Source organism: Franconibacter helveticus LMG 23732, from assembly GCF_000463115.2.
Lineage (GTDB): Bacteria > Pseudomonadota > Gammaproteobacteria > Enterobacterales > Enterobacteriaceae > Franconibacter > Franconibacter helveticus.
On the sequence record NZ_AWFX01000042.1, the window covers coordinates 209,755 to 233,437 of the forward strand.

14 protein-coding genes and 2 pseudogenes are annotated in these 23,683 nt (G+C 59.1%); 12 read left to right on the plus strand and 4 right to left on the minus strand.

Annotation, left to right across the window (positions count from 1 at the left end; all coding sequences use genetic code 11):
* Window positions 1–148: 148 nt before the first annotated feature.
* The 7 genes and pseudogenes from bcsO to DW56_RS11315 all read left to right on the plus strand — a co-directional run bounded on the left by bcsO (window position 149) and on the right by DW56_RS11315 (window position 10,873).
* Complete coding sequence (bcsO, locus tag DW56_RS11285; RefSeq protein ID WP_024553849.1) at window positions 149–754, plus strand: cellulose biosynthesis protein BcsO; 606 nt, start codon at window positions 149–151, stop codon at window positions 752–754.
* Window positions 745–1,209 (plus strand): annotated as a pseudogene (locus tag DW56_RS11290) (cellulose synthase operon protein YhjQ/BcsQ); the annotation flags it as partial. The gene bcsO and the pseudogene DW56_RS11290, both read left to right, overlap by 10 nt.
* Window positions 1,160–2,872: a UDP-forming cellulose synthase catalytic subunit gene (gene bcsA / locus DW56_RS11295; RefSeq protein ID WP_029697177.1), complete on the plus strand. Its 1,713-nt coding sequence runs from the start codon at window positions 1,160–1,162 to the stop codon at window positions 2,870–2,872. The pseudogene DW56_RS11290 and the gene bcsA, both read left to right, overlap by 50 nt.
* On the plus strand, window positions 2,869–5,319 hold the full coding sequence (gene bcsB, locus DW56_RS11300; protein WP_029589815.1) for a cellulose biosynthesis cyclic di-GMP-binding regulatory protein BcsB: 2,451 nt from the start codon (window positions 2,869–2,871) through the stop codon (window positions 5,317–5,319). The genes bcsA and bcsB overlap by 4 nt, the downstream gene beginning before the upstream one ends.
* Window positions 5,316–9,387, plus strand: a pseudogene (locus DW56_RS11305) (cellulose biosynthesis protein BcsC). The gene bcsB and the pseudogene DW56_RS11305 overlap by 4 nt, the downstream one beginning before the upstream one ends.
* A 2-nt stretch (window positions 9,388–9,389) precedes the next feature.
* Window positions 9,390–9,869: a cellulose biosynthesis protein BcsD gene (gene bcsD / locus DW56_RS11310; RefSeq protein ID WP_024554480.1), complete on the plus strand. Its 480-nt coding sequence runs from the start codon at window positions 9,390–9,392 to the stop codon at window positions 9,867–9,869.
* Window positions 9,870–9,877: 8 nt separating this feature from the next.
* On the plus strand, window positions 9,878–10,873 hold the full coding sequence (locus DW56_RS11315) for a glycosyl hydrolase family 8 (protein ID WP_024554481.1): 996 nt from the start codon (window positions 9,878–9,880) through the stop codon (window positions 10,871–10,873).
* Window positions 10,874–10,920: 47 nt separating this feature from the next.
* Here DW56_RS11315 and DW56_RS11320 read toward each other — a convergent pair whose 3' ends face one another.
* From DW56_RS11320 to hprR, 4 genes are all read right to left on the minus strand, one after another.
* Window positions 10,921–11,925: an alpha/beta fold hydrolase gene (locus DW56_RS11320; protein ID WP_024554482.1), complete on the minus strand. Its 1,005-nt coding sequence runs from the start codon at window positions 11,923–11,925 to the stop codon at window positions 10,921–10,923.
* Window positions 11,926–12,027: 102 nt separating this feature from the next.
* The gene (locus tag DW56_RS11325) at window positions 12,028–12,609 is read right to left on the minus strand and encodes a flavin reductase family protein (RefSeq protein ID WP_024554483.1); all 582 of its coding nucleotides are present in this window, start codon (window positions 12,607–12,609) and stop codon (window positions 12,028–12,030) included.
* Between the two features lie 171 nt (window positions 12,610–12,780).
* Window positions 12,781–14,157 (minus strand): heavy metal sensor histidine kinase, encoded by a 1,377-nt coding sequence (locus DW56_RS11330; RefSeq protein WP_024554484.1) that lies wholly within the window; start codon window positions 14,155–14,157, stop codon window positions 12,781–12,783.
* Between the two features lies 1 nt (window position 14,158).
* On the minus strand, window positions 14,159–14,830 hold the full coding sequence (gene hprR, locus DW56_RS11335; protein WP_024554485.1) for a response regulator transcription factor HprR: 672 nt from the start codon (window positions 14,828–14,830) through the stop codon (window positions 14,159–14,161).
* A gap of 135 nt (window positions 14,831–14,965) precedes the next feature.
* Between hprR and uraH the strand changes: the two genes are divergently transcribed.
* From uraH to DW56_RS11360, 5 genes are all read left to right on the plus strand, one after another.
* Entirely contained in the window at window positions 14,966–15,382 is a 417-nt protein-coding gene (gene uraH, locus DW56_RS11340) for a hydroxyisourate hydrolase (protein WP_081711351.1), read from the plus strand.
* Between the two features lie 304 nt (window positions 15,383–15,686).
* A complete protein-coding gene (treZ, locus tag DW56_RS11345; RefSeq protein ID WP_024554487.1) occupies window positions 15,687–17,474 on the plus strand; it encodes a malto-oligosyltrehalose trehalohydrolase in 1,788 nt (595 codons plus the stop codon).
* A complete protein-coding gene (treY, locus tag DW56_RS11350) occupies window positions 17,471–20,002 on the plus strand; it encodes a malto-oligosyltrehalose synthase (protein WP_029589816.1) in 2,532 nt (843 codons plus the stop codon). Before treZ ends, treY begins: the two co-directional genes overlap by 4 nt.
* A 74-nt stretch (window positions 20,003–20,076) precedes the next feature.
* Complete coding sequence (glgX, locus tag DW56_RS11355; protein WP_024554489.1) at window positions 20,077–22,152, plus strand: glycogen debranching protein GlgX; 2,076 nt, start codon at window positions 20,077–20,079, stop codon at window positions 22,150–22,152.
* A 409-nt stretch (window positions 22,153–22,561) separates the two neighbouring features.
* Window positions 22,562–23,623, plus strand: coding sequence for a TIGR04086 family membrane protein (locus DW56_RS11360; RefSeq protein ID WP_024554490.1), 1,062 nt, complete (start codon window positions 22,562–22,564; stop codon window positions 23,621–23,623).
* The last annotated feature ends 60 nt before the right edge of the window (window positions 23,624–23,683 follow it).

Consider the following 23,683-nt stretch of genomic DNA (forward strand, 5'->3'; position numbering starts at 1 on the left):
GCCCGGCCAGGCTGTTCCCGGATCTCACTACAAACAGAAGGCCATTACGCCCACAATAAAAAACAGAGCGCGTCTGGCTTTAGGTTTAATTTTCAGGATGTTAATTTATCCTTACTATCAGCATTATGTGAGAGCGGATAATCTATAGATGACGCATTATGATGACTTGCAGCGTTTCAAGGATAAAACGCAGACGCAGACTATCGCTTTTAAAGATATGTCTGCTCAACGTCACGCCCATGAGCAGGGAAACTGGGCCATTTTAAACCAGCTCGCGCCGCAGGAGGAAAACCCGGCGCTTTCCGGCGCAGGCCATGTCTCCCGCGGCGTTGAAGCGGTCGCCCCGGGCGCGTTCAAGGCTGCCGCGCCTGCCGCTGCCGCCACAGCGGCGCCCGCTGTTTCAGCCCCTGTTAATGTCGATTCCACCGCGCCCGCGCTGCTTCGCGAAGTCGCGCAACAGCTTCCTACCGCCGCGCCCCAACACATTGCCGAACCGCCTGCGCCTGTTGTCTTTGCGCCGGAGCCGCCCGCCGCCAGCGCGCCGGTTTATGCCGCTGCGCAGCCTCCGGTTAACGCGCCTGCGCCTGTCGCGGTAAAACCCACGGCGCCTGCCGTGGCGCAGGTGGCCCCGAAAACCGCCGAAGCGGTGAATTATGCTCAGCTGTTCGCGCCGAAAGCGCCGGAAGCGCCGCGCAGCGAAGAAAAAGATCAGCCCCTACAGGGCTTGTTTGAAAGGATTGCTTCATGCCGTTAATTTGCGTCTGTTCTCCCAAAGGCGGCGTGGGCAAGACCACGCTGACCGCTAACCTGGCCTATGCGTTCTCCCGTGCCGGCAGTAAGGTGCTGGCTATCGACTTCGATGTACAAAACGCGCTGCGCCTGCACTTTGGCGTGCCGCTTTCCGACACCCGCGGCTTCGTGGCGAAAGCGACGGAAACCGCGGACTGGAGCCAGTTTGTGCTGACCACCGGCGGCAATCTTTTTGTTCTGCCTTACGGCGAGGCTACCGAGCCGCAGCGCGTGGCGTTCGAAGAGCGCCTGACGCATGACGAACACTTCCTGACGCGCGGCCTGAGTTCGTTGCTCAACTACCCGGGGCTGATTGTGATCGCCGATTTCCCGCCTGGCCCGTCGCCTGCGCTGAAAGCCATGTCGCGCCTTGCGGATCTCCACCTTATTCCCCTTATGGCTGATACCGCTTCGCTTTCTTGATACCGTACTAGCGGCGCAGTGCATCGATTACCCGCGCGATAAAGTCAAAATCTATATTCTTGATGACGGCAAGCGCCGGGAATTTGCCGTTTTCGCCGCGGATGTCGGCGTGGGCTACATCACCCGTAATGACAACTCGCATGCGAAGGCGGGCAACCTCAACCACGCAATGAAGATAACGCAAGGCGAGCTTATCTGCGTGTTTGACTGCGACCACGTCGCCACCCGCATCTTCCTGCAAGCGACCGTCGGCGCGTTTTTACAGGATCCGAAGCTCGCGCTTATCCAGACGCCGCACTACTTTTATTCTCCCGACCCGTTTGAACGTAACCTGTCGGTCGGGCGCAACATTCCTAACGAAGGGATGCTTTTTTACGGCCCGATCCAGCAGGGCAACGATAACTGGAACGCCACCTTTTTCTGCGGCTCCTGCGCCGTGATTCGCCGCTCCGCGCTGGAAGAGATTGGCGGTTTCGCGGTTGAAACCGTAACCGAAGATGCGCACACGGCGCTGAAAATGCAGCGTCGCGGCTGGAACTCCGCGTTTCTGGATATTCCGCTGGCGGCGGGGCTTGCCACCGAACGTCTGGTGTTGCACGTTATCCAGCGAACCCGCTGGGCGCGCGGCATGACGCAAATATTCCGCATGGATAACCCGCTTTTCGGCCGCGGCCTGAAGCTTCAGCAGCGCCTTTGTTACCTTAGCGCAATGCTCTATTACCAGTTTGCGCTGCCGCGCATCGCGTTTGTGACCGCGCCGCTGGCCTATCTGCTGTTTAACCTCAACATTATTCACTCTTCTGCGAGCCTGATTTTCGCCTACGCGCTGCCGCACTTGTTCCTGGCGATTTATGTCAACTCGCGGCTGAACGGCCGCTATCGCTATAGCTTCTGGGGCGAAATTTATGACCTGGTGCTGGCGTTCCATATCGCGCTGCCGACAGCGGTGACGATGCTGTTCCCGAAACGCGGCAAGTTCAACGTAACCGATAAAGGCGCGCTGCTGGATGTCGGCTATTTTGACTTCCGGGTCGTGCGCCCGCATCTGATTGTCGCCATTCTGCTGACCGCCGGTATTATCGCGGGCATCGTTCGCGCCTGCGCGCACGACTATTTCGGCGTCGACCCGTGGGTTATCGCCCTGAACGTGGGCTGGGGCGTTTACTGCCTTATTTTCCTGCTTGGCGCCATTGCTGTCGCCCGTGAAACGCGTCAGGTGCGTAAAACCATTCGTATCGACGTGGAAATTCCGGTGCTGATCCACTACGCCAGCGGCATTGTGTCGCGCGCGACGACGCAGGATCTCTCTATGGGCGGTTGCCGTATCGCCGCGCCGGACGACCGTCACCTTAAGGATGAAATAGAAGAAGTGGAGCTGTTGTTGCAGTCGGAAGCCATTACCATTCCGGTCACGACCGTGACTGCGGATGAAAGCAGTATTCGCCTGATGTTTGAAGAGATCCCGCTGGCGCGCCGACGCGAGCTGGTTCGCGTGGTGCTGGCCCGCGCCGATGCGTGGATTAACCCGCCGAAGCCGCAGGACAACCCGTTCCGCTCGCTGTTAACCATTCTGCGCAGCGTGTTTGAACTTTTCTGGCTCAGCTGGACGCAGCGCCGCAAAAACCGCCGCACGGCCGCTCAGGAGAATCGCGCAGCATGAAACGACTAACGCTTGCGATTTTCATCGGCGCGCTGTTCGCCGCGCCGCTGCACAGTGAAGAGCCTGCGGCGCCTGGAACGCTGCCTTTTGATCTGCCGGTGCCAACGCCGCAAGCGGCGGCGGCAGAAGCCGAAGCGGCGCAATCGGCCTCTGAGGCGGCGGCCGCTAACGAGATGCAATCTGGCGCAGCGCCGCTAACCGAAAACGTAACCACCTCCGAACCGACACCGGAAACGACACCGGAAACGACGTTAACGCCGCAACCCGCCGAGGCGCCAGCCGCAGAGGCAGCCGCTTTCGTGCCGACGGCGGTATCCAGCATTACCGTCGCGCAGATGGGCCAGCCGCAGGGAATATCGCTGAGCGGCGGCCAGTTGCAGGGCGGCATTACCTTTACGCTGCCCGCCGACCAGGTTATCACCAATGCGCAGCTTTCGCTGAACCTGCGCGTTTCGCCTGCGATGGCGGCGCGCAACGCCACCATGCAACTGATGCTGAACGGTCAGCCGCTGGGCACGGTTCCCCTGGGCGCGGCGCAGACCGACGTATCGCGTTTCCAGCTTGATGTGCCCGCCGCGCTGATGGTGTCGAGCAATAACATCAGCTTTAAAATCATCGACGGCGACGCCCAGCTCTGCCAGCGCGATCTCACCGATAAATACCGCGTCACCGTTCTGCCTGATTCACGCTTTGACCTAGAAGGCCAGCAGTTGAATATCGGCGCGGATCTGAGCCATTTGCCGCGGCCTTTCTTTGACGATATGCAAATGACGCCGGCTTCTATCGTGTTCGCTTTTCCGGCGAAACTGTCGCCAGAAGGCCTCAGCGCCGCGGCGCTGGTCGCGTCGTGGTTCGGCATTCAGGCAGACTACCGCGGCATTAACTTTAACGCCCTGCATGATCGCTTGCCGGAGAAAAACGGCATTCTGATTGGCCGTCCGGGTGAGCAAATCGGCGGGCTTCGTCTGCCGCAGGCGGATAAACCCACCATACAAATCATCGATAACCCGGCGAACCCGGTTTATAAGCTGCTGCTTATCGTTGGCAATGACGAAACGGCGCTGCGTAGCGCCGCCTGGCGCATAACACGGGGCGAGTTTGCCCCGCAAACCGCAAGTGACACCGTCACGCCAGCAGCCATTCCGGCCAGTCAGCCTTACGATGCGCCGCGCTGGATAACCACCGACCGGCCGGTCAAGCTTTCCGAACTCATCCGCAAAGATCAAAGCCTGACGACCACCGGTATCTGGCACGAACCGCTGCGCGTGGCGTTTCGCGCCGCGCCCGATCTCTTCTTATGGGATGGCGAAACCATTCCGCTGCGCATTAATTACCGTTTTCCTTCTGAATCCTGGATCGACGAAGAAAACTCGTTTTTGAGCATGACGCTTAACAACACTTTTCTGCACAACCTGCCGGTGAACAAGCAGGGCATCCTTGAACAGCTCTGGCACCGCCTTGGCGGCGACGCGCGCCAGGAGCATTACAATATGCCGCTTGAGCCATACATGATTTATGGCGACAACCAGTTACAGCTCTATTTCAAAATTACGCCGAAAGAGAGCGCGCCATGCAGCGTGCTGCTTAACAACAATATCAAGAGCACGATTGACGACAGCTCGACGATAGATTTAAGCCACACGCGCCACTTCGCGTTGCTGCCCAATCTCTCTTATTTTGTCGGCGCCTCGTTCCCGTTCTCGCGGCTGGCGGATTACTCGCAAACCGTGCTGTTGCTGCCGGAAAACCCGTCGGAAACGCAAATGGCGACGATGCTGGATCTGGCGGCGCGCTCCGGCAACGCGACGGGCACCTCGCTCAACCACAACCGCATGGTTCTCGGTGTGCCGGCAGGCGGCGCCGATCTCGAAGCGCTGCGCGGCCGCGATGTGCTGGTCGTCAGCGGCGTGGAGCAGAACGCCTTCAACCGCACCGTGTTAAACGGCTCGCCGTTTGTCACGGAAGACAGAAGCTTTGGCGTGCGCACCCCGACCACATGGCAGAAGGCGCAGCGCTGGCTGCTGGGCGACTGGAACGCCGATAACCTGGAAGCCGACCGCTACTTCACCTCAAATGAAGCCTGGCGCGGGTTTGTCAGTTTCCGCTCGCCATGGAATGAAGACCGTGTCGTGGTGATGGCTGTCGGCAGCAGCGACGACCAGCTCGCGCGCCTGCATGACGACCTGGCTTCCGCTCGCATTAACGCCGCCATTCGCGGCGACGTGGCGATTATCACGAATGAAAACGGGGTACGCAGTTTCCGCGTCGGGCCGCAGTTCCCAAGCGGCCAGATGCCTGCCCATATGATGATAGTGTGGTACGCCAATCAGCACTCGGGGCTGCTTGCGGTCCTCGGCCTGGGCTTCGCCATTCTGGCGGGTCTTGCGCTGAACGCCCTCATGAAACGGCGCGCAAGAAAACGCCTGAATCCGGATAATAAAAAATGAAAGCGCAGACTAAATTGACACGTAAAAAGGGCCGCCGCATTTCGACGTTTTGCCTGACCAGCGCGCTGGCGCTGGGCACGCTTGGCGCCGCGCAGGCCGCGCCCGCCAATGACGCCGCGCTGAAGGCGCTCTTCGACCAGGCCAATTACTGGCATGATAAATCCAACGATCAGCTGGCGATGGGCTCGCTGCAAAAAGTGTTGATGGTCGACCCTGATAACACCGAGGCGCTTTATCTGATGGCGCTCTGGTCTCAGCAAAGCGGCGACATGAAATCATCCGCCAGCTGGCGCGCCCGGCTGGCGAAGGTTTCGCCCAACGATCCGAAATTACAGTCGCTTGAGAATGCGAAGCAGCTGACGCAGGTGCCCCAGGGCCAGCTCAACCTCGCTCGCCAGCAGGCGCGCAGCGGCAATGTGCCAGGCGCGCTTGCCACCTGGCGCACCCTGTTTAACGGCGATACGCCGCCGGCGAGCCTTGCGCCGGAATATTACCTGACGATGGCGGGCGATAAAGCGCTTTACCCGCAGGCAGTGAGCGAGCTGCGCAACTTTGTCGCGCAAAACCCGCAGGATAACGGCGCGCGCGTGGCGCTCGGCAAAGTGCTGACCTGGCGGGAGGAGACGCGCCGGGAAGGGATTGAAATGCTTGAGCCGATGGCCGCCAGCAATAAAGAGGCGGACAGCGGCCTGCGCCAGGCGCTGCTCTGGCTCGGCCCGCAGCAGGGCGACGAGCGCTACTATGAAACCTGGCTGCAACGTCATCCGCAGGATAACGACGTGCAGGCTTATTACCGTAAAAATATCGGCGGCGCGGCAAAAGGCGAAGGCTATACCGCGCTGAACACCGGCAATCTGGATAATGCCCGTCGCCAGTTTGAGCAAGTTTTACAGACCAACCCGGAAGATGCCGATGCGCTCGCCGGGATGGGTTACATCGCCCAGCGCAGCGGCGACTACCAGGCGGCGGCGCAATACCTTAACCGTGCGGCGTCGCTTGGCGGCGACGCCTCGGCAGAGCGCAAAGCGCAGGCCGAAGACGCGGCATTCTACGGCCAGCTCGCCCAGGCGCAGCAGGCGCTGAAAGCGGGTAACGTCAGCCAGGCGCTGGCGCTTTCAGCGCCGCTGGCGCAGGCAAGCGGCGAACGCGGCACGGCGGCGAAGCTTTTTCGCGCCGACGTGCTGCGTCATAACAAAGATTACGCGCAGGCCGAACAGACGCTGCGCTCGGTGCTGAACGACCAGCCGGACAACGCCGCCGCGCGCGAAAATCTCTATTACGTGCTGCGCGATCAGAACAAAACCGCCGAAGCGCAAACCGTACTGAGAACATTGCCGTCAGGCTTGCAGGCGCGTCTGCAACCGCGCACCGTAAGCGGGTTGCCTGGCGACCCTGTACGCCGCCAGGCACAGCAGGCGGCGGCAAACGGCAATACCGCGCAGGCGATTTCTATTTTGCGTGACGGTGTCACGCGTTTGCCGAACGATCCGTGGCTGCGTCTTGACCTGGCGCGCCTGTTACAAAAAAACGGTAATGAAAGCGAAGCCTCTGCGGTAATGGCGCCGGCGTTTCGCCCCGGCGCCAGCAACAGCGAGCTATATTCCGCCGCGCTGTTTTCAAGCGAAAACGGCGGCTGGCAACAGGCGCAACAGCTGCTTTCCCGCATTCCTGCCGCAAGCCGCAACCGCGACATGCGCGAACTGGCGCAGCGGGTTAATTACAATTTGCAGATGACGACAGCCGAGCGTTATCTGGCGCAGGGCAACGCCATCGCCGCCGCCAACACTCTTAAAGCGCTTGCCGCCACGCCGCCGCAAAGCCCGGCGGATGCCGGTAAGCTGGCGCGCTTGCTGGCGCAAAGCGGTGATGTTGCCGGCGCCGTCGCCGTGGTGCGCGAGAACCAGCGCCAGGGCGTTAAAGGCAACGCGGGCGATTACGCCGACCAGGTGGCGGTGCTCAACCAGGCGGGGCTGACCAGCGAAGCCCAGACTATTCTTTCTAACCCGCAGGTGCAGGCGAGCAGTACGCCAACCCAGCTTGCAGGCCTGCGTAACGGCTATGTGATCAACGAGGCCGATCGCCTGCGCGAGCAGGGCAACTATGCCGCTGCTTACGATAAGCTCATCGGCGCGCTGCAAAACGACCCGCAGAACACTGACCTGATGTTCGCTATGGGCCGCCTCTACCAGAGCGGCAAGATGAATAAAGAAGCGGGCGTGGTTTATGACTATCTGATGACCCGCGACACGCCGGACCAGGCGGCGCGTGCCGGCGCTATTGATGTCGCGCTGGCCCAGGATGACGTTAACAAGGCACGCTCCCTTGCCGCCGGTTTGCGCAACGATAATTCCCCTGACAGGCTGCTGTTGCTGGCGCGGGTGGAAGAGGCGCAGGGCAATCACCAGCAGGCGATGACCTATCTGCGCAGCGCGCGCGGCAGGCTGCTGGGCTTACAGGAAGGCAGCAGCGGTACGCCGGTGGTCGGCGGCTTGCTGGCGTCTGATAACCCCTTTACGAAAAACAGCCGCACCGCCGCCCGCGCGCCTTCGCCTTCACTCTATGGCCGGGCGATGCCCTGGCAGGTGGCCCCGGCAACGGTTGACCCGGCGGGTTCGCTGCCGGGAACCTACCGCACCGATCTGCCGGTGGATACCGCGCAAAGCCGCACGCTGCGCCAGATCGATGAGATGATGCAGACGATGGACGACCAGACCGGCACCTGGTTGCAGGGCGGCGTGCAGGTTCGCGGGCGCGACGGCGAGTCGGGTCTCAGCAAGCTGACCGAAGCGAAAGCGCCGCTGACGTGGTCAAGCTCGCCGTTTGGCGAGTCGCGTTTTGAGTTTACCGCCACGCCCATTACGCTTAACGCAGGCAGCGCGGGCGGCGACGCATGGCGCCGCTACGGTTCAAACCCGCTGTCAAACGGGGTGACAAACCTGGCGACCACCATCGTTAACCAGCAAAACGCGATCCGCGCAGCGACCGCCTCCATGAACGCAGAGCAGCTTGCGCAATACATTGCCGCCAACCCGGGCGCCGTAGAGATAGCCGGTGGATCTCTCGAATGTGGATCTGAATGACTATAACCCGACCGGGTCGGCAGGCATGGCAAACCTGGCGGCCTTTGCAGAAGGGTTAAGCCAGGATGCGCAGTCTTACCTGATAGCCTCCGGCCAGAAACCTAACGTTAATGACCCGGGCGATGTTTCAACCGATTCGCAACGCGCCGACGGCGTGGAGCTGAATATGGCGCTGAGCGGGAAAGAGTATAAGCTCGATATCGGCACCACGCCGCTTGGCCAGGATCTCAGCACCCTGGTCGGCGGGGTGAAATGGTCGCCTAAGCTTACCGACTACCTGACGCTTATCCTCACCGGCGAGCGCCGCGCGCTGACTGACAGCCTGCTTTCCTATGTTGGGCTGAAAGACAGCTATTCCGGCAAAACCTGGGGGCGCGTCACCAAAAATGGCGGCAGCGCCATGCTGAGCTACGATGACGGCGACGCGGGCTTTTACATCAGCGGCGGCGGCTACAGCTATTTAGGCGAAAACGTGGCCAGCAATACCAGCATGAACGCCAGCGCGGGCGTTTATCTGCGTCCTTATCACGATGATTACCGCGAGCTTAAAACCGGCCTGAATACCTCGTGGATGGATTACTCGAAAAACCTGAGCCATTTTACGTTCGGTCAGGGCGGCTATTTCAGCCCGCAAAACTACGTCAGCGTTTCATTGCCGGTGGACTACACGCAGAAGTTTGATAACTGGAAGCTCAGCCTCGGCGGGTCGGTGGGGTATCAGTCCTATACTCAGGACAGCAGCGATTACTTCCCGACGAAATCGGGCTGGCAGTCCGCGCTGGAGACGCTCGCTGACGATGGCTTCACCAAAGAGGCGCATTATAAGAGCAGCTCGGAAAACGGTATTGGTTATACCTTCCGCGCTGCGGCAGATTACAACGTCAATAAACAAATGACCATTGGCGGCCAGGTAGGCTACGACACCTTTGGCGATTACAACGAAAGCACAGCAGGGCTTTACTTCCGTTATATGTTAGGGAACCACTGATTATGGCACTTGATACCAGCAATTCCGTCCTGATGGCTTATTTTCAGCAGCAGCAAACGCCGCCCGGCTGGTTTGATTTGCTGACCATTATGGTGGACGGCATGGTCAGCAACGTGGGCGAAACGGAAAGCCAGCCTTTTCTGATGCAGATGGGCGAGACGCTGGCGGATCGCTTTCCGCTGCCTGTATCTGAGACGGTAGGCGAGCTGGAAGCGGCGATGAACGCAAAATTCGCCGCCTTCGGCTGGGGCGTCGTGGATATCAGCGCGAGCGACGACGGCATGCTGTTGCGCCATCAGGCGCTCCCGGTCTACCGCGACGTCGCCGGGCAAACGCGCTGGTGCAATGCATTATGCGCCGTCCTGGAAGGGCTATACGGTCGCTGGCTGCTTGCGCAGGGCGGCGACGCGAAGCTTGTGGTGAAGCGCCATCGCGCCTTTTCCGTTTCGGATGTGCAGTTCCGTTATTACAATCCTCAGTGAGAACGTTCATGGTCAAACAACTTTTCGCAGGGGCGATGGTTATCGCCAGCCTGCTTTGCGTACCGATTGTCCACGCCGCCGGCGCCTGGGACAGCTACAAGAGCCGTTTCCTGATGGCCGATGGCCGTATAGTCGATACCGGCAACAACAACGTTTCACATACTGAAGGCCAGGGTTTCGCCATGCTGATGGCGGTGGCGAATAACGACCGCGCCAGCTTTGACAGCATGTGGAAATGGACTGAAAAAAACCTGAAAAACAACAGCAATGGCCTGTTTTACTGGCGCTACAACCCGGTTGCGCCTGATCCGGTAGCGGATAAAAACAACGCCTCCGACGGCGACGTGCTTATCGCCTGGGCGTTGCTGAAGGCAGACCAGCGCTGGCATGATCCGCGCTACAGCGCCGCTTCCGATGCCATCGCGAAAGCCGTGGTCGAGCATAACGTGGTTAACTTTGCCGGTTATGACGTGATGATGCCGGGGGCTAACGGCTTTAACCGCAACAGCTCGGTCATTGTCAATCCTTCCTATTTTATCTTCCCGGCATGGCAGGCCTTTGCTGACCGCAGCCATCTGGTCATCTGGCGCAACCTGATTCAGGACGGGCAGAAGCTGCTCGGCAAGATGGGCTGGGGCGATTCAAAACTGCCAACCGACTGGGTAACGCTCGCCGCCGACGGCACAATGGCGCCCGCAAAAGAGTGGGCGCCGCGTTCAAGCTACGACGCCATCCGTATTCCGCTTTATGTAAGCTGGTATAACGCCACCAGCCCGCTGCTTACACCGTGGCGCGCCTGGTGGCAGAAGTTCGACCGTAACCAGACGCCAGCCTGGGTGAACGTCACCACCAATGAGCGAGCGCCTTACAACATGCAGGGCGGTTTGCTGGCGGTGCGGGATTTGGTCAGCGGGCAGCCGCAGGGCGAGCCGCAAATCACCGCTCAGGATGATTACTACTCCGCCAGCCTGAAAATGCTGGTCTGGATCTCGCAGCAGCGCTAGCGCGCTGGCCGTCAACGTTAAAAAAAGGGGGCCTTGCGGCCCCTTTGTTATTTCAGCGCGCTTAAGCCTTCAAGCAACGCTTTGTGAAAGCGATCCGGATCCTGGATTTGCGGCGCGTGGCCCATGTCGTCAAACTCAACAAGCGTGGCGTTCGCAATGCGCTTCGCCGTCTCTTTGCCCAGCACCGCATAATTGCCCAGCGTTTTTTGCACCTCCGGCGGCGCGGCGTCTTTACCGATCGCGGTATTGTCTTTAGTGCCTATCATCAGCAAGGTCGGCATTTTCAGCGCGTCGAACTCATAGACCACCGGCTGGGTGTAGATCATGTCGTAGAGCAGCGCGGAGTTCCACGCCACCTGTTTCTTCCCGTCGCCGTTGTTTAACCCGGCCAGCATGTTAACCCAGCGGTCATATTCCGGCTTCCACTGCCCGGCGTAATAGGTATTTTGCTCATATTTGCGGATGCTCTGCGCGCTGGTTTTCAGCTCCCGCTGATACCATTGATCGACGCTCAGATAAGGCACGCCTTTGCGCTTCCAGTCTTCAAGTCCGATGGGGTTAACCATCACCAGTTGTTCGACCTGGTCCGGGTAAAGCAGGGCGTAGCGGGTGGCGAGCATGCCGCCGGTAGAGTGGCCGATCACAGTAGCTTTAGCGATACCGAGCTTTTCGAGCAGGGCGTGGGTATTGGCGGCAAGCTGCTGGAAGCTGTACTGGTAGCTTTGCGGTTTCGTGGATTTGCAAAAACCAACCTGATCCGGCGCGATAACGCGATAGCCCGCGCCGCTCAGGGCACGAATAGTCTCTTCCCAGGTACCGGCACAGAAATTTTTGCCGTGCATCAGCACCACCGTGCGGCCATTGGCTTTTGCTGGCCGGACATCAATATAGGCCATCTCCAGCTGCTGGTTCTGGGAAGTAAAGGTAAAACGCTCCGCAGGCCAGGCGTAATCAAACCCTTCCAGCTGCGGGCCATATTTCGGTTCGGCGGCGAGCACGGAAAACGACATCGCCAACAGCGAGGCGGCGCAAGTCAGACGGCGTACAGACATAACGGTCTCCTGAAGTTAAGACAATCAACGTCATACTGTAGAGCAAAGCGAAGGGCGCGGAGGTAAAAGCGTGTAAAGCGGGCCGGTTTGCCCGCCTTAAGGTCAGAGGTCGGTTTTCACATTCAGCGCTTTGCCCGTGGCGTAAAACTGGCCGCCTGCAACGTAATGCAGGCTGCGAAGCTGTGCGGGCGCCTGCTCGAAATGCCAGTGCCCGTCCTGAAAAACGCGGCTGTCGGCCCAGGCAGCGATCACTTCGCCGATAAAAAGATCGTACTGCTGCTGGTTATGCGGTTCGGGAATGAGCCGACAAACCAGCCACGCGGCGCAGCCCGCCACCAGCGGCGCGTCCACGCCCGGCAGAGAGAAGAGTTCAACGCCCGCACGCTGTAGCTTATCCGGCTCCTGCGCCAGGGTATGGGTGCCCAGATAATGGGTCAGTTCAATCTGCGCGGCTGTCGGCACCTGAATGACAAACAGGCCGCTCTGCTCAATAAGCGAACGCGTTTTCGCAATTTTGTCGATCACCGCGGTGATTTTGGGCGGCTGGAAGTCAAGCCCGCAGACCCACGCGGCGGACATCACATTCTCAACGCCGTTAGCGCGAGCGGAAACCAGCGCCGTCGGCCCGTGGTTAATCAAGCGGTACGCCTTTTCTAAAGGCACGCTGGCGATATGTTCGTTCATTTTATCCTCATCATCTGGCCTGAACGGGCGCTTATCATCGCGTGAAAAGCCTGATTGTGAAATGGCGAGAAGAGCTTTAGCGCTAAAGCCGGGCCGCCAGCAGGCTTAAAAACCGGGCGCGGGTGGTAAAGGGCGTTCGCGCCGCCGCGAAGCCAACGCCGCGCCCGGTTTTTAGCTCTTCGCCGTGGTTGAAACCGCAGGCAGCATGACGATAAAACAGTTCCAGCCTTGCTGATGACGGTAAACCAGCTCGCCGCCGTGCAGCTTCACGATGGCCTGTGAGATAGCCAGGCCCAGCCCCGCGCCTGGCGTATGGCGCGCGTTGTCCGCCCGCCAGAAACGGCGGAACAGGTTTTGCGGCTCGCTTATCGGCTCGCCGGGGTTCGCCACCGTCAGCGTTGATGTCGTTTCTTCGTGGTGAACCGAAATCTTTATCTGCCCTCCTGGCTCGGTGTGTCGCAGCGCATTGGTCAGCAAATTGGTCAGAGTGCGTTGCAGCAACAGGCGGTCAGCAAACAGTTCGCCCTGCGCCTGGGTTGCAAAACGAAGATGATTTTCTTCCGCCAGCGGCTCCAGAAAATCGACGGTGGCCTGAATAAACGCCGCTGCGTCGAGCGGGCGCTTCTCCAGCGCCACGTTGCGGTGGTCGGCGCGCGACAGAAAAAGAATGTTTTCGATAAGCCGGGTCATCTGCTCCAGCTCTTCAATGTTGCCCGCCAGCAGCGCTTCATACTCGTTTGTGCTGCGCGATTGTTGCAGCATCACCTGATTTTGCCCCAGCAGAATATTCACCGGCGTGCGAAGTTCATGGGCGAGGTCGTCGGCGAACTGGGTCAGACGAGTGAAATCTTCCGCCAGCCGCTGGCGCATGATATTGAGCGAGCGCCCCAGCGGCAGAAGTTCAGCGGGCAGGGTATTGAGCGGCAAAGGCTCCAGCGCCAGGCTGTGGGTTTGCGCCGTCTGCCGACTCAGTTTTCGTATGGCGCCCAGGCTCCGGCGGATAAGCAGCGGGCTGGCTATCACCGCCAGCAGCATCGCGCCAAGGCTGATGTAAAAGCTTTTACGCCGCCAGGCTTCCAGTACCTGCTCACGCTCAGCGGCTACCCTCGCGACCATAATGACAACCGGCCCCTGCGCGTCGCGTCCGGTCAGCGCCATGCCTGTGGCCGTCACGCCCTGCGGCGTTAGCCACGTCTGGAGCGCGGCCTCCGATAAAGCGGCGCCTGGCGCCGAGGGCGCTATCGTCGGCACGGCGATTTTCGCCTGGTTAATATCGACAATCACCCGGCCGTCAGGGCGGCTGATGCGCAGAATATCCTGCCGGGTGTCCATCATCCGGTTGAAGTAGAGGGGCAGGGAGCGCGGCTCGGCGCCGTCCAGCAGCAGCTGGCGTAGCTGCGCGCCGCGGTTGAGCAGCGTCTGGTTGTCACGCCACACCAGTTCGCCGGCAAGGGCGCGATAAAGCGACACGCTCACCAGCGCGCTGCACAGCGCAACCAGCAGCGTAAAGGCGAGGGTAAGGCGCAGCGTAAGAGAAGGACGGCGCATTTTAGCTTTCCGCCCTGTTCAGCCGGTACCCCATGCCGCGCACGGTTTCCACAAGCTTCAGGGGGAAGGGGTCGTCAATTTTTCGCCGCAGGCGACGAATGGCCACATCCACCACGTTCGTCTCGCTGTCGAAATTAATGCCCCAGACTTCGCTTGCTATCAGCGTGCGCGGCAGGATCTCGCCAGCGCGGCTCGCCAGAAACCAGAGCAACGAGAACTCCTGCGGGGTGAGGGCTATCTCCTGACCGCCGCGCCTGACCTGGTGGCGCACCGCGTCGAGTTGCAGATCCGCCACCTGCAAAAGCGTCGATGCGCCAGGATGACGGCGCAACTGCGCGCGCACGCGGGCCAGCAGCTCGGCGAAGGAGAAAGGCTTAACCAGGTAATCATCCGCGCCGAGCTCCAGTCCTTTTACCCGGTCGCTGACCGCGTCGCGCGCGGTGAGGCAAAGCACCGGCGTCGCTTTGGCCGTTCTGAGGGTGCGCAACACCTGCCAGCCGTCCATGCCTGGCAGCATGATATCAAGAACAATCAGCGCGTATTCCTGCTCCAGCGCCAGATGCAGACCGTCGCGGCCGTCCGCGACCGCGTCCACTATCAGTCCCGCCTCACGCAGCCCTTTCACCAGCCAGGCCTGCGTTTTCTCGTTATCTTCAATCAGTAAAATTTTCATGCGGTAATTTTGACAGAGTTACCGGCAAGAGCGACAGCGTTAACTGTCAGGATGACAACATTGTAATATGCCGGTCAGCTATTTCAGGCCGCACGTGGGCGAGGATAGCGTTCATCAACCACAAAGGAGAATGCGATGAACATGAAAACCCTGACGGCGATGAGCGCCGCCCTGATCCTGACTGGCGCTTCGCAGGCGTTTGCCGCCGCGCCCGTTAACCCGCTGAGCGTACACGTGCTGAACGAGCAGACCGGCAAACCCGCCGCAGGCGTAGGGGTGACGCTTGAGCAGAAAACCGACGGCAAATGGGTGCAGCTCAACCATGCCACCACGGACAACGAAGGGCGAATTAAGGCGCTGTGGCCGAACAAGCCCGCCGCCAGCGGCGATTTTCGCGTCGTGTTTGAAACCGGCGCCTGGTTTGCGTCTCACCAGCAGCAAAGTTTCTTCCCGGAAATTCCGGTCATGTTCCATATCGACAACCCGCAGGAGCACTACCATATTCCGCTGCTGCTGAGCCAGTACGGCTACTCCACCTATCGCGGCAGTTGATTTCCGCCGGGGCAACCGACGCCGCGTTGCCGGACTGGTTGCCCGCCCCTCGTTAAAAACCCTCTGCGCCCCGCCAATCCGGCCGTCATGGTCTATGATTGATTTTCGTATGCTGCCTGGATCCGGACAGTCGGGCACTGCTTTACCCACCTCTTCAGGGAACCGCTTCCTTATAAGGCAACCCAGGGGACGCCGCCCCGTTACGGTATCCGGATCGCGCTACGCGTTTACGCTACTGGAGCTCGGCATCTGCGCAGCCGCGAATGTCGTGCATTGCTCACTTTTGGGTTAAACGAGGCACTGAATGGAGTCCAGATCATTCCTTAAGAGTTGGGGGGCCGACTATGTGGCCGAGGGAGTCGTTAACTTCCGCCTGTGGGCGCCGGGCCAGGAGCGCGTCACGCTCAGGCTGGCAGGCGTGGACCACATTATGCGCCGAAGCGACGAAGGCTGGTTTGAACTACAGGTAAGCCATGTTGAGCCGGGTTCAGAGTACCATTACGTTCTCGCCGACGGCATGGCCGTGCCAGACCCCGCCTCCCGCGCGCAGAAAGCCGATGTGAATGGCCCATCGCTGGTTATCGATCCCACACGCTATGAATGGCAAAACCGCCAGTGGAAAGGGCGCCCGTGGGAAGAGACGGTGGTTTATGAGATGCACATCGGCACCTTTACGCCGGAAGGCACCTTCAAAGCCGCCATGGCGAAATTGCCTTACCTGGCGGAGCTTGGCGTCACCATGATTGAAGTGCTGCCGCTTTCGCAGTTCGGCGGCAATCGCGGCTGGGGCTATGACGGCGTGCTGCTTTACGCGCCGCACTCCGCCTACGGCACGCCGGATGATTTTAAAGCTTTCGTTGATGCCGCCCACGGCTACGGGCTTTCGGTGGTGCTGGATATCGTGCTTAACCACTTCGGCCCGGAGGGCAACTACCTGCCGCTGCTGGCGCCGGCGTTTTTCCATAAAGAGCGCATGACCCCCTGGGGGCCAGGCATTGCCTACGATGTGGATGCCGTGCGCCGCTATATGGCCGAAGCGCCGTTCTACTGGCTGAAAGAGTATTTCCTGGATGGCCTGCGTTTCGACGCCATTGACCAGATCCAGGACACTTCAGAAAAACATATTCTGGTTGAAATTGCCGAACGCATCCGCGCCGCGGCCCCCAATCGCTACATTCACCTGACGACGGAAGACAGTCGCAACGTGACCTTCCTGCACCCGCGTGACGAGCATGGCGCTGTGCCGCTGTTCACCGGCGAATGGAACGACGATTTCCATAATGCTGTGCATGTGCTCGCCACTGGCGAGACGCAGGCCTATTACCAGGATTTTGCCACAGAGACGGAAAAGCTGCTGGCCCGCATTCTGACGGAAGGGTTTGCTTATCAGGGCGAAGTCTCTCCCCAGACCGGCGAACCGCGCGGCGTGAACAGCGCCGGGCAGCCGCCGGTGGCGTTTGTCGACTTTATCCAGAATCACGACCAGACAGGCAACCGCGCCCAGGGAGAGAGGCTGATTTCTCTGGCAGGCGAAGACCGCACGCGGGTGCTGCTCGCCATGTTGCTTTTCTCGCCGCATATACCGCTGCTCTTTATGGGCGAGGAGTATGGCGAGACCAGGCCGTTTTTGTTCTTTACCGATTTTCACGGCGACCTTGCCCGCGCGGTGCGCGAAGGGCGGGCGAAGGAGTTTGCAGGCCACGGCGATTTTGAAGGCGAAAGCGTGCCGGATCCTAATGCGCAAAGCACCTTCACGGCCTCGAAACTCGACTGGGATAAACCGGTCAGCGCGCACGGGAAAGCGTGGCTTGAGTTTACCCGCCAGTTGCTGGTGCGACGCCATCAGCATGTCGTGCCGCTGCTGGCCAGGGCGGGCGGCCATAGCGGCAAGGTGCTAAAAACGGAGGAAGGTTTCGTGGCGGTAAGCTGGGTTTTCCCGACCGGTACGCTCTCTCTGGCGATGAACATTGGCGAGCAGACGCAACCGCTGCCCGATTTGCCTGGCGAAACGATCTTTAGCTGGCAGGCTACCGCCAGCGAACTGCCGCAGAATTCGATTATTGTCCGCCTTGCTTCGGGAGACGCAGCATGATCCCAACCTCAACTTACCGTATACAGTTTCGCAACGGCATGACGTTCGATCGCGCCGCCGCGCTGGTGCCTTACATTAAGCGTCTTGGCATCAGCCACCTTTACGCTTCACCCATTTTTACCGCCACCTCCGGCTCCACTCACGGCTATGACGTGACCGATGCCAATGAAATCGACCCCGCTATCGGCGGTCGCGAGGGGTTTGACCGCATGGCGCAGGCGCTGAAAGCGGCGGGGCTGGGTCTTATTCTCGACATTGTGCCAAACCATATGGCCGCCTCGCTGGAAAACCCCTGGTGGTGCGATGTGATTGAGCACGGCCAGCAGAGCCGCTACGCCCGGCATTTTGACATCGACTGGACGCGTCGTCTGACGCTGCCGTTTCTTGGCGATACTTTTGAGGCGGTGCTGGAAAACGGCGAAATCGCCGTTAAGCGCGACCCGAAAACCGGCAAACCCGCCTTCGCCTATTACGAAAGTTTCTACCCGCTCACGCCCGAAAGCTGGCAAGGACGCGAAGAGGCGGTGCTGGCGATAACCGATAAGGCGCAGCTTGCGCAGTTGCATGAGCAGCAGCCCTACCGGCTGATGTCCTGGCGCGATGCGCCGCGCGAGCTTTCCTATCGCCGCTTTTTTGAAATCACCGGCCTTGCGGGCGTGCGGGTGGAAGACAAAGCGGTCTTTGACGATGCCCACCGGCTGATCCTTGAATTAGTACACTCTGGCCTGGTCGACGGGCTGCGTGTGGATCACGTAGACGGTCTTGCCGATCCAAAAGGTTATCTGGAGCAGCTGCGCCAGGAGGCGGGCGCTGAATGTTACATCACGGTGGAAAAAATCCTCGGCGAAGGCGAGCAAATCCCGGCGGACTGGCCTATTTCAGGCACCACCGGCTATGAATTTATCGCCGCGCTTTCCGACGTGCTGGTAGACGGCGACAAGCTGGGCGCGCTGCGCAAGGCTTATGAAGAGGTGGTCGGCAACCCGGTTAACATGAAGGCCGAGTTGCGGGATGCCAAGCTGCTGATGGCCGATCGTAATTTTGAAGGGGAATTTACCACGCTGCTTAAGCTTGCGCTCACCATCGGCCAGACCGAGAGCGTGCCGATGGAAGAGCAGCCCGTGCGTGCGGCGCTGCGCGAACTGCTGGTGGCTTTCCCGGTTTACCGCACCTACGGCACCGTTGACGGGCTGCCGCCGGAAGGCGTCGCCATGCTGCAAAAAGTGGTGAATAAGGTGAAGGCCAGCGAGCATGCTCCCGATCCCGGCGCGCTCGATTTCATCGCCCGCATTTTTAAAGGCGAGGTGGCCGCAACGGCGGCAGACAGCGCCGCCACTTTCCGCACGCGCTTTCAGCAGCTTACCGGCCCGCTGATGGCGAAGTCGGTGGAAGACACGCTCTTTTTCCGCCAGCACATGGAGCTGGCGCTGAACGAAGTGGGCGCCGAACCGCTGCCGCGAACTTTCTCGGTGAAACGCTTTCATGACGAGATGACAACCCGGCTTGCCCACCAGCCTGATGCGCTTTCCGGCACCTCAACCCATGACACCAAACGCGGCGAGGATGCCAGAGCGCGGCTCTATACCCTGACGGAAGCGCCTGAATTATGGGCGGAGTGCGTCGCCCGCTGGCGGCAGATGAACCAGACCAAAGTGGTCTTTCTCAACGACGGCACGGCGCCGAAAGGGGTGGACACCTGGATGCTCTACCAGGCGCTGGCGGGCGTCTGGCCAACGACGCTTCAGCCGGACGACGAAGCGGGGCTTAATGCCCTTGAAGAGCGGTTTCTGCCGTTTGTGGAAAAAGCGCTGCGCGAGGCGAAACTGCGCACCGACTGGGTGGATACCAACGACGCCTATGAAAATGCCGTACTTGAATACGCCCGTCATTTGCTGTCGCCAGCCAACCAGGACTTTTTGCAAGACTTCACCCGTTCGTTACAGCCTATTGTGCATGCCGGGCTGGTCAACAGCCTGACGCAAACCATGGTGAAGCTCACCGCGCCGGGCGTACCGGATATTTACCAGGGCAGCGAAGGGCTGAACTTCAGCCTGGTTGACCCGGATAACCGACGCGAGCCTGATTTTCAGGCGCTTACGCGCTGGCTGGATGACGACGAAAAAGGGGCGCCCGTTACCGAAGAAGCCTGGCTGAGCGGCCAGTTTAAGCAACATGTGATTGCGAAAGCGCTGCATTTGCGCCTGCAAAATCCGGCGCTGTTCCGCCGGGGCGACTATCTGCCGCTTTCCGCTACCGGCGCACGGGCGGAGAACGTCATCGCTTTCGCCCGCACGCAAGGCGACGAGGCGGTGATTGTGATTGCGCCCCGCCTGGTGCTTGGCGTGCTTGAGGGCAGCCTTGCCGCGCCGCATGCGGAGCTGTGGGTCGACACGGAAATCGCGCTGCCCGCCGCGCTCGCAAACCGCCGTTACCGCGACATTCTCAGCGGTAAAGAGGTTGCCGTAACCGATCGGATAGATGTGCAAACCTTTAACGGTTACTCATCTGCCATTTTGATAACACGTTGATTTTGTAGTTATAAAAAAATGTCATGTATCGCTGTTGTACATGAAAACACTGTACATTCGATGGAGAAGAATGCATGTCAAACGGTAAGCCTTTTGAAATTACGGCAGGGTATAGTCATCGTCTCGGCGCCAACTACGATGGCGAGGGCGTGAATTTCGCGCTTTTTTCAGCGCATGCGGAGCGCGTGGAGCTTTGCCTTTACGCGCCGGACGGTAAAACCGAAATTGCCAGGCTCGATTTGCCTGAATTTACCCATGAAGTGTGGCACGGGTATGTGCCGGGGCTGAAGCCCGGCGCGCTTTACGGTTTTCGCGTGCATGGCCCGTACGACCCGGAAAACGGCCATCGCTTTAACCCGAATAAATTGCTTATCGACCCTTACGCCCGCGAGCTGGTCGGCGATATCGAGTGGAACGAAGCGCATTTTGCCTATGAACTGCTGCATGAAGATAAAGACCTGACTTTCGACAGCCGCGACAGCGCGCCGTTTACGCCGAAATGTAAGGTTATCGACCCGGAGGAGTTCGACTGGCAGGACCAGAACCGTCCGTCCATCGCCTGGCCTCACACGGTGGTTTATGAGACGCACGTAAAGGGCTTTACTCAGCTTAACCCGGCCATTCCGCCCGAACTGCGCGGCACTTTTGAGGGGATGGGGCACAAAGCCTCCGTGGATTACATTAAAAGCCTGGGGATCACCTCTGTCGAACTGCTGCCGGTGCACTGGTTTCCGGACGACCAGCACCTGCTTGATAAGGGGCTGAAAAATTTCTGGGGCTATAACACGCTCGGCTTTTTCGCTCCGGCTTCCCGTTACTTTGGCCCGCGGGGGATCCAGGGTTTTCGGGATATGGTGCGGGCGTACCACGACGCAGGCATCGAGGTGATCCTTGACGTGGTGTATAACCACACGGCGGAAGGCAATGAACTTGGCCCGACGCTGTCGTTTAAGGGCATCGACAACTTTTCCTATTATCGCACCATGCCTGACCAGCACCGTTATTACATTAACGACACCGGCACAGGCAACACGGTAAATACTTCCCATCCGCGCGTATTGCAAATGGTGATGGATTCGCTCCGTTACTGGGCAGAGTCGATGCATGTCGACGGTTTCCGTTTCGACCTTGGCACCATTCTGGGCCGCGAGCCGGAAGGGTTTGACCAGCGCGGCGGCTTTTTCGACGCCGTGACGCAGGATCCTGTGCTTTCCCGCGTGAAGCTGATTGGCGAACCCTGGGATATTGGCCCGGGCGGCTACCAGGTAGGCGGTTTCCCGCCGGGCTGGGCAGAGTGGAATGACAAATACCGCGATACGGTGCGTGAATACTGGAAGGGCGATAATGTCTCTTCTGACTTTGCCGCGCGACTGCTCGGCTCAGGCGATCTCTACGACCAGCGCGGGCGCCGTCCATGGGCCAGCGTCAACTTTATTACCGCCCATGACGGCTTTACCCTGAACGACCTGGTCTCCTACAACGAAAAGCACAATGAAGCCAACGGCGAGGACAATAACGACGGTCACAACGATAACCGCTCTTACAACTATGGCGCCGAAGGCCCGACGGAAGACGAAGGCATTAACGCGGTGCGCGAGCGGCAAAAACGCAACTTTCTCGCCACGCTCTTTTTCTCTCACGGCACCCCGATGCTGCTGGCAGGCGATGAATTTGGCCGCAGCCAGCTTGGCAACAACAACGGCTATTGTCAGGACAGCGAAATTTCCTGGATCCACTGGGAAAACCTGCCGGAAACTGCCGATACGCTGCGTGAATTTACCCGCCACGTGATTAAGTTACGCGCCGAACAGCCGCTGCTGCGCCGCGAAAACTGGCGCGACGGCATGGTGATTGAATGGTTTAACGCAGGCGGCGGTTACCAGCAGCCGGAACAGTGGGACGAAGGCTCTACGCTTGGGGTCTATATCGGTCGTCCGGATCTGCAAACGGAAGAGGGGATCTGGCACGACGTGCTGATGCTGATAAATCCGTTTGAGGGCAATGTGCCGTTCCAGATCCCGCAGTTTGGCGAAGGCGGGTGGGTGCTGGAACTGAGCACCTCCGATAATGCCAAACCGGGTATTGTCATCAGTAAAGAAAAAGACTTTGAGCTGGAAGGGCGCAGCATTGCGCTCTTCAGAAGGCCATAAGTCGTTTACATATCTTCTCTGCCGGGTAACGCTGCCACCGCTTTCCCGGCATTTTTTCATCAAGATTTAAACGCAGGTTTTTTATTTTCTGCTACCGGGTTAACCTTATTTTAAAATACCCATTCAGCTGCAAACAGATTAACTTTCCAGAAATGCCACAGATCCAGTAGAAATAATGGAAACCCACAATTTTATTAATTTAACCCCATGAAAATAAACATCTAAATTTCATAAGCGCTACCCGCCGGAAAAATAAGCCCGCTATCTAAACCCTTGCCGTGAAATACGAAGCGCGAGCCATGCCTCGCTTATCATTTTATTAGGACTACTATTGAATAGGGTTGCTCTTCTTTAATTAACGAATCGCGGGCGGTTTTTAACGTCGTGCGTAAAGAAGTGGAGAGTCATTATGTTCGATAAGCATACGCATTCAGCCAGAGAAACCGACGGCGACTATCGCGTGGATAATTACGGCGTTCCGTTAAAACGTATTTCCTGGAGCGCGGTTTTTGCCGGTGTGATTGTTTCTGTCGTTATTTATCTGTTACTCGCTATTCTGGGTACGGCGATCGGCACCACCACCATTGATCCTATGGAGGAACAAAACCCGGTTGAGGGCATCGGCATGGGCGCGGCGATATGGGGCGGGGTAAGCATGCTTATCGCCATCGCCGTTGGCGGCTACGTAAGCGGCAGGCTCGCGCAACGGGAAGGCGCGCTGCATGGCTTATTAATGTTCGGCGTTAATACGCTCTTTTTTACCTGGCTTTTGATAACGCTTGCCAGTAGCGCTGTTACCGGCACCATGAACGTGCTCGGCACCGGACTCCAGGCGGTAGGCAGCGGCGTTAAGGCTATGGCGCCGCAGGCGGTTCAGATGGCCAAAAATCAGCTTGCCGAAAACAATATCAACCTGGACGACCTGCAAAACGAGCTTGAAACGACCCTGAGGCAGACGGGCAAACCGGAGTTACAACCGGAAGCGCTGCAAAACCAGGCGCAGGGAGAGGTCAATAATGCCCAGAACCAGGTCGCTGGTGCAGCGAATCAGCCGCAACAGCCAGCGCCGAACGCCCCCGGCAACCAGGCTAATGCCGGCAATGCCGATTTAGCCAGTTTCTTTAAAGGGCTGGTGGAAAGGAACCAGGCGACATTTCAGGCAGCCGATCGCGAAGCGCTGAAAAACATCATTCAGGCCCGTACCGGTAAAAGCGACGCGGAGGCGGAGCAAATCGTCACGCAGACCGAGCAAAACTATCAGGCTGCTCGCGCGAAATATGAAGAGCTGAAACAGCAAGCCGAACAGAAAAGCCGTGAGGTGGCAGAAAAAGCCGCCGCAGCGACAGCGAAAGCGGCCTGGTTTGCATTCTTCATGATGATTATCGAGGCGGTGCTGGCAGGCGTTATGGGGATGGTAGGCCGTCGCACGCAACCGCTTACCGTTACCAGCGACCAGCGTCCGCGCAGATAACACGAGAAGGTTTACACCAGGAGCACCCGGCATAAACCACGCGCCGGGAAGTAAAAAGGA